This is a genomic window from Litoribaculum gwangyangense (assembly GCF_039543505.1).
Classification (GTDB): Bacteria; Bacteroidota; Bacteroidia; order Flavobacteriales; family Flavobacteriaceae; genus Litoribaculum; species Litoribaculum gwangyangense.
In genome coordinates this window covers 135,224-148,134 of the sequence record NZ_BAABJW010000003.1, presented here as the reverse complement: position 1 = coordinate 148,134, position 12,911 = coordinate 135,224, and the positions used below count along the sequence as shown (strand labels likewise).

Sequence of the window (12,911 nt, the reverse complement as noted above, 5' to 3'; positions counted from 1 at the left end):
ACTATTCTATCTAAAAAAAAGTACTTAAAAAATACATGACCAAGGAATCTTACTAATATTTTCTTTACTTTATAAAAAATTAATAAAGAACAGATGCTTTCCAAGAGTCAGTTAAAATTAATAACGAGTTTAAAGCACAAAAAATTTAGACAACAATACGGTTTTTTTGTGGTTGAAGGTGTTAAAACCATTACCGAATTATTGCAATCTAGTTTAGAACTTCAAACATTATTTACGACACAGACATTCAATATTGATGCCAAAAATGAAGTTTTAATTTCTGATGCCGAATTAAAACGAATTAGTTTTTTAACGACGCCCAATAAGGCTTTGGCAGTTTTTAAAATACCAACTCCTAAACCTATAGAAGATAAAGGATTAATTATTGCATTGGATGCTATTAGAGATCCAGGAAATTTGGGGACTATTGTTAGACTTTGCGATTGGTTTGGTGTAAAAGATTTGGTTTGCAGCAATGAAACAGTAGATTGTTACAACCCCAAGGTGATACAAGCTACTATGGGCTCTATAACTAGAGTCAATATTTCATATCTTAATTTGGTGGAATTTTTGAAAGATTCGTCTATGCCTGTATATGGAGCGTTTATGGAAGGTGAGAATATTTACAAGAAAACCAATCTCAAGGATGGGATTTTAATTATGGGCAATGAAGCTAATGGTATTTCAAAAGAAGTGGAAGCCTTCGTTAAAGAAAAAGTATCTATTCCCAGATTTGGAAGTTTACAACAAACGGAAAGTTTAAATGTAGCCACCGCAACTGCCATTTTGTTGAGCGAATTTAGGAGATGTTAACCCTATTGAAAAGTGAAATTCACAAAAACGCCTCTAGTTCTCATGCCTGCAATATTGCTCGTCCAGGGGCTATTTGGGTCTTTATCCCTTACCAATTCATCGTTTATTCCAAAAAGCCCACGAATGGAAGGTGTGAATTTAAAATTGTAAAGATATAAATCAATCCCGAAACCTAGTTCATAAAAAATGGAGTTTTTAGTGGTTCTGAATTGTCCGTTACTATTGTCTTCAGGGTTATCTTCGTTACTCGACAAATTTAAGGCAGTTGAAAAGCCTCCAACTATAAAAGGTTTGAAATTATTAATACGTTTTGTTGAAATTTTGACCAATAACGGAATGTGTATGTAAGTTGATTTTACTTCCCGAATCAAATCATTACTTTTCACATCAGGTATGCCATTGAAATACGTTTGGCTATAATATAATTCTCTAGTAGTGATAAGTAAACCGGGTTCTAAACGTAAATCTATAAAACTGTTAATTCTTAAGTTACCTATTAAACCAACATTAAACCCAGGGCTACGTTTAACATAAATATCCCTTAAATCTTCATTGTAATCAAAATTAAAATCATAATTGCTAATCCCTAAAAAATAACCCCATCGCAATAAATTATTGTCCGTAGAGCCTCTTCCTTGATTGGCATCATAGGTTACTTTTTCTTTCTTAAAAAGTTGCGCATTAGAGGTTTGTGTGATTAGCAGAAATGAGAGTAATGCAAAAAAATGCTTCATATGGTTACTTGGATGATTTATAAATTGTCGCAACTCCAAAAGTTTGCGGAAAATCCTCAACATTAATAAACCCAATTTTACGTAAAATATTGTTTAAAGCCTCTCCATATGGAAAAATTGAAGCGGACTCGCTTAAATACTTGTAGGCACTTCTGTCTTTTGAAAATGCTTTGCCTATTAAGGGTAAAATATATTTGGTATAAAAATGATAACCTTGTTTGTAAGGACTTTTAGTTGGAACTGAAGTTTCTAAAATAACAAAAGTACCATTGGTTTTTAGTACCCTGTAAATTTCTTTCAACCCGTTTTCAAGCGTTTCGAAATTACGAACACCAAAAGCAACCGTTATGGCATCAAAAGAGTTGTCTTCAAAAGGCATATTTTCACTATCACCTAAAATCATTTCAATTTTAGAGTCTAGTTCTTTGTTCTTTATTTTTTCTTTTCCAATTTCAAGCATACCACTACTAATATCCAACCCAATAATTTTTTTGGCATTTGTTTCTGCTAAATTGATGGCTAAATCTCCAGTTCCTGTAGCTATATCGAGTATAGTTTCTGGATTACTTTCATTTACTAATTTAACTACTTTTTTTCGCCATTTAATATCTATTCCAAAGGAAATAACACGGTTTAAACCATCATAATCACTGGAAATGGTATCAAACATTTGGGTAACTTGTTCTTTTTTACCTAAATCGCTGTTTTTGTAAGGCTTTACTTTTGACAATTCTTTGTTTTTCTGCAAATATAACCTTTTAGAAAAGCATTACATAATACGTGTTTAAATAATTATAATGATTCAATTTTACATAGCAATATTTATTTTATAGTATATTTGTTTCACTTTTTTATGATAATTAAATAATGAAGATTATTATTGCCGGTGCTGGTGAAGTTGGATTTCATTTAGCAAAATTATTGTCTTATGAATCTCAAGAGATTACGTTAATAGACATCAACAAAGAGAGTTTAGCCTACGCTGATACGCATTTAGATATTAAAGTTATTCGGGGTGATGCTACTTCTATTGGTATTTTAAAAGACGCCAAAGTTGAAAGTTCCGACCTATTTATAGCCGTTACGGCTAGTGAAACGACTAATATTACAGTTTGTGTTTTGGCCAAACAATTGGGCTCTAAAAAAACTATTGCCAGGATTACAAATACTGAATTTATTACCCATAAGGATGAGGTAGGATTTACCAAATTTGGTATTGACGAATTGATTTCCCCAGAATCTTTAGCAGCGTCTGAGATTGAGTTATCCTTAAAACAATCATCATTTAATGACACATACGAATTTGAAGAAGGAGCACTTACCATGGTAGGTTTAACACTTTCCAGATCAGCATCATTTGTTGGAAAAACAGTAAAAGAAGCTGCCAAAATTTTTCATGAGATACACTTTGTTCCTATAGCTATTCAACGTTTTGGAACTCAATATACTATTATTCCCAGGGGTGATACTAAGTTTGAAAGGGGTGATAATGTGGTATTTATTACCTCCGAAGGCGGTGGAGAGGAATTGTGTAGGCTTACTGGCAAAGCTAACAGAGAGATAAAGGATGTTATGATTTTGGGCGGTAGTCAAATAGGATTCAAATCAGCCAGAGATTTATGTGATAAGGGATTTAATGTCAAACTTTTAGTTGAAAATAAAGAACGCGCCTTCGATATAGCTGATGATTTACCTAATGTTTTGGTTATTCACAGTGATGGTAGAAATGTTGACCTATTGGACGAGGAAAACATTAGTGATATGGATGCCTTTATCGCTGTTGGTGGAAACTCAGAAACAAACATCATGTCTTGTTTGGTCGCTAAATCTAAAGGTGTAAAAAAAACCATTGCCTTAGTTGAAAATATGGATTATTTTGAACTGTCACATTCCGTTGGTATAGAGACTCTTATCAATAAAAAACTTTTGGCAGCCAACAATATTTTCAGATACATAAGAAAGGGCGAAGTGGTAGCCATGACCAAATTAAGCAATATGAATGCTGAATTGTTGGAGTTTGAAGTGAAATCAACTTCAGCTATCTGCAATAAATATATTAAAGATATCGATTTTCCTCGTTCTGCTATTATTGGTGGTGTTATAAGAAATGGTTTAGGTATGATAGCTTTAGGAAGTTTTAAAATACAAGAAGGCGATAGAGTAGTGGTTTGTAGCTTATTGCAATCTATAAAAGGTGTTGAAAAATTATTTCGATAAATGAAATATCCAAAAATATAATATGTTTTTGAAAAAAATAGTATATAGAAATCACATGTGTCCTTGATTTGAAAATAGAAACTATCACATGAAACTCAACTACAAAATTATTTTTCACTTTTTAGGACTTCTTCTATTATTCAATGGCGGGTTTATGCTTCTAGCAGCGCTCATTAGCCTAGTTTACAAAGATGGGGTTACCCTTCAGATTTTTCTAGCTGGAATTACCACACTTCTTATTGGTTTGCTAATGATGGTTTTAACCAGAAATCACAATAAGGAAATGAATAAACGTGAAGGTTATATTGTGGTTGCCTTCGGGTGGATAATAATGTCCTTATCTGGTACTTTACCTTATGTTTTAACAGACAGCATACCAAGTTTTACAAATGCCTTTTTTGAAACCATATCTGGTTATACGACTACAGGCGCATCTATTTTAAATGATATTGAAGTGGTTCCCAAGGGTGTATTATTTTGGAGAAGTTTAACACATTGGATAGGTGGTATGGGTATTATAGTATTGGCTATTGCTATTTTACCGTTACTGGGAATAGGGGGTATGCAGCTTTTTGCAGCCGAAGCTCCAGGACCAAGTGCCGATAAATTACATCCAAGAATCACAGATACTGCAAAGCGTTTGTGGCTAATATACTTTGGATATACAGCCGCCGAAACTATTTTTTTACAGCTTGCAGGCATGTCATTTTTTGATGCGATAAATCATTCTATGGCTACATTGTCAACAGGAGGTTTTTCTACAAAAAATGCCAGTGTAGCTTATTGGAATAATCAGCCCATTATTCAATATATTATAATTTTATTCATGTTTTTAGCTGGAACTAACTTTGTTTTGAGTTATTTCGCCTTTAAGGGTAAGATTCAAAAAATTATTCATGACGAAGAGTTCAAGCTATATTTTAAATTCATAGCTATTTTTACATTGATTGCTGCTTTAATCATTTATTTTAGAGCTGATGTATCTTTATCTTCTGTTGACCACCCCATGGTTTGGGGAGAGGCAGAAAGTGCTTTTAGGCATGGCCTTTTTCAAGTTTTAACTGTTATTACTACCACAGGTTTCATTTCTGCAGATTATACTTTATGGACACCTTTTTTAACGGTTTTCTTTTTCGGGCTTATGTTTTTGGGAGGTTCGGCTGGTAGTACTTCAGGTGGTGTAAAAGTCGTTCGTCATTTAATGTTGATCAAAAATGGCTTTTTAGAGTTCAAGCGTACGTTACACCCCAATGCGATTTTGCCCGTTCGTTATAACAAAAGAGCAGTTTCGGGTGATATTGTTTTCAATATCTTAGGTTTTTTTATACTATACATGCTATCGTTTATTATAGGCTCTCTTGGTTTTTCTATGTTTCAATTAGATTTTGAATCCTCTATTGGTTTAGCGGCTTCCACATTGGGTAATGTGGGGCCAGCATTAGGGGATTTTGGTCCCGTAAACAATTATGCTGCATTACCACCTTTGGCACAATGGTGGGCCTCTTTTTTAATGCTTATTGGTCGTCTAGAATTGTTTACCGTACTTATTTTATTAACACCTTTTTTCTGGAGAAACAGATAATTTTTCAATTTTTTATTAGTTTGATTTGGTCAATAAAATCAAAGAGCCACAAAGGTTTTTAGTTGATTTTTAGTGCTTTATAAATTGATTGATGTAACAATTTTATTGTACAGGCGTCTTAAGTATGTAACCAATTAAAAACCATCAATCATGGACTTAGTATTAACAACACAGGATTTAGAACCATTACCTAAACAGGTAGAAGAACCAATAATGACATATTCTGGTTTTTTAAATTCAAGCTATAAAAGCATTGTAAAAGATAATTACAATGGAAAGAATACAAACTCAATTTTCAATATAAAACAGCGTATTAAAAACAGAAATTTTACTAATTGTTGTTCTGTAGGCGTGGCTTTAAAATTATCTGTATTTCTTACCTTAATGATTTTAATATTTAATTAATCTCTTAAATTACAAAGTATTCTCTGTAACATTTCCTAAAAAAGATATACAGATAAGCATATTTTTAAAAACAGAAATCATGGGAGGTGAAGGTTCGATGGTTGCTGCCAATAATTCTCTAAAGAACAATAGAAGCCTTCTGTCTAGGAGGAAAGATAAAAAACCATTATCAGGGAGCTATTCGAATTTTGAATTGAAACAATTTCCAAAAGCTACTTCTTGAGCAGTTACTTGCAATAAGGAATATTATTTCAGAGGAAAATAGAATTATAGGAAGCAAACAATTTTTATTATTTGCGATTTGCGAAATAGGTATATGAATCTTATTGATACTAATAACCTAATAAAAAAAGCCACTTTAAGTGGCTTTTTTATTGGATTTATTTTTACTTTCTAACTTAAAGCTTCTTTAATACGTCTAATAGCTTCAACAATTTGTTCTTGCGAAGCGGCGTAGGAAATACGTATACAATCTGCATTTCCAAAAGCATCTCCATCTACTGTGGCTACTAATGCTTCTTCTAATAAATACATGGAGAAATCAGATGCGTTTTTGATGGTTTTACCGCGTAATGTTTTTCCAAAGTAATAAGAGATATTAGGAAACACATAAAATGCCCCTTCTGGTATATTGGTTTTAAAGCCAGGTATGTTGCTCAGTAAATCTAGTATTAAATCACGACGCACTTTAAATTCATCAATCATATATTGCACTCGTGAAGCTGGTTCATTCAATGCCGTAATAACGGCTCGTTGTGCTATACAGTTTGCTCCGCTCGTAATTTGTCCTTGCATTTTATTACAGGCACGAGCTATTTTTTCAGGTGCTCCAATGTATCCAATACGCCATCCCGTCATTGCAAAGGCTTTAGAAACTCCGTTCACCGTGATGGTCCTATCGTACATGTCTTCAAATTCAGCCATACTTGAATGACCATCTCCATAGTTTATGTGTTCGTAAATCTCATCTGATACCACATAAATATTTGGATACTTTACTAGCACATCGGCTAAAGCTCTTAATTCTTTTTTGCTGTATACCGAGCCACTTGGATTACAAGGAGAGCTGAACCAAAGCATTTTAGTATGAGGTGTAATAGCCGCCTCTAATTGTGAAGGTGTCATTTTAAAATCTGTATCTATAGAAGTTTTAACTTCAACAGGAATACCATCGTTAAGTTTTATTAAATCGGCATAACTTACCCAGTATGGGCATGGTAAAATAACTTCATCGCCTTTATTAGTTAATACTGCAGCGATATTAGCCAAGGATTGTTTAGCGCCTGTAGAAACAACAATTTGATTAGGTGTGTAAGTTAAGTTGTTATCGCGTTTGAATTTAGTAATAATGGCTTCTTTCAATTCTCCATAACCATCAACAGGTGAATAGGAATTGTAGTTTTCATGAATGGCTTGAATAGCAGCATCTTTAATAAAATCAGGTGTATTAAAATCTGGTTCACCCAAACTTAAACCGATAATATCTTTTCCTTCGCTTCTAAGCTCACGTGCTTTTGCAGCCATAGCCAACGTAGCAGACGTAGCCATGTTTAAAATTCTGTCTGATAGTAATTGCATTAAATTATAATAAATAATTGTTGTTAGACTTGTAAAGCAGGTTTCATTCCCATTTCTCTTAAGTATTTAAAATGAGCAATAATGGCCTTACGGGTTGTTTTATATTCGTTGTATGGTAAGTTAAATTCTTTGGCTGTTTCTTTAACTATTTTGGATATTTTAGTGTAGTGAACATGACTGATATGCGGGAATATATGATGCTCTACTTGATGATTTAATCCGCCAGTAAACCAGTTAACAATTCTGTTATTTGTACTAAAATTAATAGTCGTTTTTAGTTGATGGATAGCCCAAGTATTTTTCATAGTGCCATCCTGTTCCGGTAATGGCATTTCGGCATCTTCCATAACATGAGCTAATTGAAAAACCACACTTAAAATTAAACCAGCTGTATAATGCATTACAAAAAAACCTAATAAAATTTTCCACCAAGCAATTTCTAAAAATATCATAGGTATTACAATCCAAATGCCAACATAAATAATTTTAGAGATTACTAGTTTGCTCCAATTCCATACAGGATTTGGAAATTTGCCATATGATAATTTACGTTTCATATAACGTCTCATTTGCTGCCAATCGGTAGTAATGGCCCAATTTATTGTTAGCAATCCATATAATAATACAGAATAGTAGTGTTGAAATCTGTGATGCCATTTCCATTCAGAATGTTCTGTAAATCTTAAAATACGACCAGCATCTAAATCTTCGTCATGGCCATGAATATTGGTGTAAGTGTGATGAAGCACGTTGTGTTGTACTTTCCAATTGTATGCATTTCCAGCAAGAATGTAAATACTGCTTCCCATTAACCTATTAATCCATTCTTTGTTAGAAAATGAACCATGGTTTCCATCATGCATGACATTCATACCGACTCCCGCCATACCTATTCCCATAATTATGGTAAGTAATAATTGCGCCCAGCCTGGAATATTAAGAGTTAATATTAGAAAATAAGGTGTTAAAAATAATGTGAACATTACAATAGTTTTAACCCAAATTTTCCAGTTTCCAGTTCGTTTTACTTTATTGTCTTTAAAATAATCGTTAACACGTTTGTTAAGGGTTCTAAAGAATTTTGCGGAGTCAGTTCTGGAGAAAGATAATGTCTGTTTAGTCATACTATTAATTTTTACATAGATATTCAAAGAAATTCGAATAACCTACACGCAACAAATATAGGTATAAACGAGCTATACTTATAACGTTTTTTTGTAAAAAAATGTATTTAAAAAGTATATTTTTGTTGAAAATTTAACAAGAATGGACCTTATTCTAAAGTATTTTCCTGACCTAACTGAAGTTCAAATCAACCAATTTAAACAACTTGAATCTCTTTATCAAGATTGGAATTTAAAGATTAATGTGGTATCGCGGAAAGATATTGATGAGCTTTATTTAAGACACGTTTTACATTCTTTGGGAATAGCAAAAATAATTCAGTTTAAAAACGGTAGTAACATACTAGACGTCGGTACAGGTGGAGGATTTCCCGGTATCCCTTTAGCTATCATGTTTCCAGAATGTTCATTTCATCTAGTGGATAGTATTGCAAAAAAGCTGAAAGTGGTTGATGAGGTTGTTGAAGGCTTAGGTTTAACCAATGTTAAAACAACACATAGCAGGGTTGAAGATATTGATGGTAATTTTGATTTCATTGTGAGTAGGGCAGTAGCTGCCATGCCAACATTTGTACATTGGGTAAAAGGTAAAATTGCAAAACAACAAAAGCACGAACTTAAAAACGGTATTTTATATTTAAAAGGCGGTGATTTAACAGAAGAGCTTAAAGATTACAAAACCACAATCATTTATAATCTAATAGATTATTTTGAAGAAGATTTTTACGAAACTAAGAAATTGGTTTATTTACCGCTAAAATTCAAAGGATAATTATCTTAATCCTGCCAACTCATTTATTTGATTATTGAAATAATAATATTGGTTTTGATACCAATAAGTATTCCCATATTTTTCGATAGTATTTATGGCTTCATTTGGAGAAATAATGGCATTGGCTTTATCAAAATTTGCCTTAGCCTTTTCAATATCATTAATTCTATTATACGCCATAGCTAAGCCCAGATAAGCATCAAAATCTACCGAATCAAACTCCAAGGCTTTAGAGAAGTCTTCAATAGCATTCAAAAATTTTCCTAAAAATAAATTTGAGGCACCACTATAAAAATAACCATAGGCATTATTTCGGTCTGCTCTCAAGACCTTTTTAAAATCATTATTGGCTTCTTCGTAATATTTGACATCCATTAAAAATACCCCCCTGTTATAGTAGGTATCTACACTTGGGTTTATAAATATAGCCGCAGTATAATCTTTCAGAGCGTTTTGATATTTCTCCAACGCTTTGTAGGCTGCACCTCTTAAGGTATATACGTGTGACAGCTCAGGCGAAATTTTTAAAAGGCTGCTTAAATCTTCAATGGCCTCTTCATATTCGCCCAAATCAAACTTTACGCATGCTAGGCTGTAAAGGGCGTCCAAAAAGTTTTTATCAAGCATGTAAGCTTTGGCGTAATCGTCCTTGGCACCTAGAAAATCTTTTAAGCTATATCTTGAATTCCCCCTATTGTAGTATGTGTCAGCATCAGGTTCCTCTACAATAATTTTAGAATAATCAACAATAGCTCCGCTAAAATCACCTAAATCATTTTTAGCTATAGCCCTGTAAAAGTAAGCATCTAAATTACTAGGCTCTAATGATATAACCTGAGTGTATAGCTCTATTTTTTTTGATAAATCTGTTTCTCGAGATGCTTGTCTGAATATTTTGTTTGCTTGCCCAAGACTAATAATTGGGCAAAGGGCAATTAAAAGAATAAAGTTTTTTCTCATAGTTTTAACGCAACAAATAATATGCCGTATTTTTTTTGCAATTAAAGTTAACATATTTTTTTATTTAAAGATAACTTCATAATGAACTAATCAGCCTTGGTCAGTAATAATTTGAATGAATTTTTCGTAAATATTTATTTAACAGTCATCCAGCCAGAATTAAACAAACTAATAAATAACTTGAAAAAATAGAATTGTAAGGGATGCTTCGATTTTTATAGGTGCCTATTCTTCAATAATCTTTAATAGCTTTTGTCTTGCTTTTTCGAAATGCTCTGTAAGTATAGGGATAGGTATATCTCCATAGCCTTGAATTAAGCGTTCGTTTGAAACAGAAAGCAATTTTAATAAATCTTGAGCCGCATTTTTTGCTGTAACTGAAGTTGTACTTCCTAAATTATTAAACCAAATAGGGCTACTTTCAGCAAATGGATAACTATCCATTAAGGGCCATTCTATATTACCACCAGAGACTCGGGCTGTTACCCAGCCTCCAGAAGGAACTTCAAAAGAACCATTAAAAGTTTTGCTTCCAGATTTGGTGTTCCCTTTTTGGGTGTTAATTATTTCACCATTCACAAAAATCTCCACCTTATCATAGGGTAAAGGTGAGTGAACATCTAGCGTCCATTTAACTTTTTTGTTTTTAGTCTTAATAATATCGCCGACTTCCTTGTCATTAACCTTAAATTCTATTTGTGGCCCATTAGAAACAAAACTCTTTCCATTTTTTAACGCCTCTAAATAACTCTCAACAGTTAGATCACCTTTAGGTTTCGTGTATACCCTAATGGCCCCAATAGCCATAGTTCTATATAAATTGTTCATGACGTCGCTTCCCGCGGATATATTTAATGGAATACCAATATTTAAAATTTTATGCCAAACTTCTGCAGTTCCAATTTCATCGGACCATAAACAACCTAATTCAATGATGTCAGATTCTTCTAAAACGCTATCAGCAATTAATGCTATTGGAATGCGTTTAGCGCCATTTTCACTAAAAGGATTGCGAACACTAACTGGATGCACATAACCACCCAAAGCACCTTGGTTTCTTGCAAAATTTAAAGGCTCTGCATTGAGTCTGTCATCATTTCCATAAATGTCATACCTGGGTCCCCAAACCCAAGGCCAAAAAAGATCTTTGGTGCCAATCAATCCCAGGTGTCCAAGGAAATGAGAGCGGATTTCTTGTCCAAATTGGATAATTGGTAATTCCTCCCGTTTCCAATCCCATAAATCTTGCTGAAGAAATCTGTTTCCCAAATTGGCTAAAAGTGGGAATGCTACATCTAAATCTTCAGCTTTCAAATCAAGAACGATGTCATTCGGTTCCAATTGATTTGTACCACCATAATTAATATGAAAATGATTATCTCCTGAATACCATCCATGGGCTCTGGCGTTCCAAATTCTTTTCAAGTTTATTTCAATTAGTCCAGAAGATTCATTTACCACTACTTTTTGGACCTTTTTTTCTGTAGAAAAACCGTGGACAGCTGTAATAATTATCTCCCCAAGCGTAGTCTCTATATCAATTTCTCCTGGAGAATAGAAGAATACTACCCCATTTTGACCATCAGAATGCACAATACCAGTTTCTGGAACAATGGGATGTCCATACAGGTCGGTAATACTCATCCTTACAGGTATTATTTCTCCATCAATTTTGCTTACAATCTTTATCTTTGTTGTTGGAATGCCGAAATTCCATTTATAAATACTCAGGGTTTCAGTAAGCCCTCCATTTATTCTTATTCTTTTCAATTCAGATCTTTCATCGTCATTAGTCTCGTTAAAATAAACCCACTGGCCATCCGCACTAAACTTTGGGGATAAGGGTAAATTGTTGCTTTTGGTTAATAATAGATTGCTTTCTGGATAAAATACATTTAGTAATCGTATTTCATAGTAATCATCTTTGGGCCAAGTATATGCTAAGGTCTGGTTGTCTGGTGATAATGTAAAAGCCGCTTGAGATGTAAAATTTTCCTCAGCTAAAGGATTAGAAGTCCCTTCGACCAAATTTAATAATTCAATAGAGTCATATGAAAATCCTTTTTTCTTAAGATAAATAAGGTAGTCTTTTGAGTTCATGGCTATTGGTAATCGCTCTAAATCATCATTTTTTGTAATCAATTTTTTTTCTAAAGTCGACAAGTCTATTTCCCATAAATCGATAGAACCTTTTTCTGCTGAAGCATAATAAATAGAATTTCCATCTCTAGAAAATATGGGGTCTAAATCGAGAGCTTTAGTATCAATAAGGGTGGTTTCTTTATTTGAGTTTACATCAAAAAGCATGATTTTTGTATCTGAACTATTATCTCTTACAAATACAATTTGATTACCATCTGGGGACCAATTTGGTTTTGAATCCATGCTGGAAGATGATGTTATTCTATTGGCTACTTTTGTTTCTGTGTTATATAGCCATAGCCATCCTTTAGCCGAAAAAGCTATAGTATTAGTTTTGGGAGACGGTGCGGGATCTGTTGGACCAGCGTTTAATACTGGTAATTCGTATCCTTCTAAATAAACGTGATGACCGAAACCATCCACTTTAGGATACCTATTTGACCATTGTGCTGAGATAGTTAAAACATTAAAAAGAATAATTAAGCTGGTGACAAGAGATTTTTTCATAGAAAAATAATTATTAAGGATGCAACTAAGGTATGAAGATTTATAAATGTAATTATAATATGATAAAAAAAACCCGT

At 33.2% G+C, this 12,911-nt stretch carries 11 protein-coding genes; 5 read left to right on the top strand and 6 right to left on the bottom strand.

Translation table 11 applies throughout. The features are described from left to right. Positions 1 to 93 precede the first annotated feature (93 nt). Positions 94 to 813, top strand: coding sequence for a TrmH family RNA methyltransferase (locus ABD963_RS10210; RefSeq protein ID WP_345276869.1), 720 nt, complete (start codon positions 94 to 96; stop codon positions 811 to 813). A 2-nt stretch (positions 814 to 815) separates the two neighbouring features. Here the strand turns inward: ABD963_RS10210 and porT are convergent, their stop codons facing one another. Then, the gene (gene porT / locus ABD963_RS10205) at positions 816 to 1,547 is read right to left on the bottom strand and encodes a type IX secretion/gliding motility protein PorT/SprT (RefSeq protein ID WP_345276868.1); all 732 of its coding nucleotides are present in this window, start codon (positions 1,545 to 1,547) and stop codon (positions 816 to 818) included. Between the two features lie 4 nt (positions 1,548 to 1,551). After that, a complete protein-coding gene (ubiE, locus tag ABD963_RS10200) occupies positions 1,552 to 2,277 on the bottom strand; it encodes a bifunctional demethylmenaquinone methyltransferase/2-methoxy-6-polyprenyl-1,4-benzoquinol methylase UbiE (protein ID WP_345277107.1) in 726 nt (241 codons plus the stop codon). Positions 2,278 to 2,414: 137 nt separating this feature from the next. Here ubiE and trkA point away from each other — a divergent pair, with 137 nt between their 5' ends. The 3 genes from trkA to ABD963_RS10185 all read left to right on the top strand — a co-directional run bounded on the left by trkA (position 2,415) and on the right by ABD963_RS10185 (position 5,751). After that, positions 2,415 to 3,764, top strand: a complete 1,350-nt coding sequence (trkA, locus tag ABD963_RS10195) for a Trk system potassium transporter TrkA (protein ID WP_345276867.1) — start codon at positions 2,415 to 2,417, stop codon at positions 3,762 to 3,764. Between the two features lie 88 nt (positions 3,765 to 3,852). After that, on the top strand, positions 3,853 to 5,346 hold the full coding sequence (locus ABD963_RS10190) for a TrkH family potassium uptake protein (protein WP_345276866.1): 1,494 nt from the start codon (positions 3,853 to 3,855) through the stop codon (positions 5,344 to 5,346). A 150-nt stretch (positions 5,347 to 5,496) separates the two neighbouring features. Further along, positions 5,497 to 5,751 (top strand): hypothetical protein, encoded by a 255-nt coding sequence (locus ABD963_RS10185; protein WP_345276865.1) that lies wholly within the window; start codon positions 5,497 to 5,499, stop codon positions 5,749 to 5,751. 393 nt (positions 5,752 to 6,144) lie between these two features. On the opposite strand, the gene ABD963_RS10180 is transcribed toward ABD963_RS10185, so the two are convergent. Continuing rightward, positions 6,145 to 7,329, bottom strand: a complete 1,185-nt coding sequence (locus tag ABD963_RS10180) for a pyridoxal phosphate-dependent aminotransferase (RefSeq protein ID WP_345276864.1) — start codon at positions 7,327 to 7,329, stop codon at positions 6,145 to 6,147. 23 nt (positions 7,330 to 7,352) lie between these two features. Then, positions 7,353 to 8,453 carry a fatty acid desaturase family protein gene (locus tag ABD963_RS10175; RefSeq protein WP_345276863.1) on the bottom strand — a complete coding sequence of 367 codons (1,101 nt, stop codon included), beginning with the start codon at positions 8,451 to 8,453 and terminating at the stop codon, positions 7,353 to 7,355. A 142-nt stretch (positions 8,454 to 8,595) separates the two neighbouring features. Here ABD963_RS10175 and rsmG point away from each other — a divergent pair, with 142 nt between their 5' ends. Beyond that, positions 8,596 to 9,225 (top strand): 16S rRNA (guanine(527)-N(7))-methyltransferase RsmG, encoded by a 630-nt coding sequence (rsmG, locus tag ABD963_RS10170; RefSeq protein ID WP_345276862.1) that lies wholly within the window; start codon positions 8,596 to 8,598, stop codon positions 9,223 to 9,225. On the opposite strand, the gene ABD963_RS10165 is transcribed toward rsmG, so the two are convergent. Both ABD963_RS10165 and ABD963_RS10160 read right to left on the bottom strand, forming a co-directional pair. Further along, positions 9,226 to 10,185 (bottom strand): tetratricopeptide repeat protein, encoded by a 960-nt coding sequence (locus tag ABD963_RS10165; RefSeq protein WP_345276861.1) that lies wholly within the window; start codon positions 10,183 to 10,185, stop codon positions 9,226 to 9,228. Positions 10,186 to 10,410: 225 nt separating this feature from the next. Then, the gene (locus ABD963_RS10160; RefSeq protein ID WP_345276860.1) at positions 10,411 to 12,834 is read right to left on the bottom strand and encodes a CehA/McbA family metallohydrolase; all 2,424 of its coding nucleotides are present in this window, start codon (positions 12,832 to 12,834) and stop codon (positions 10,411 to 10,413) included. Positions 12,835 to 12,911 lie beyond the last annotated feature (77 nt).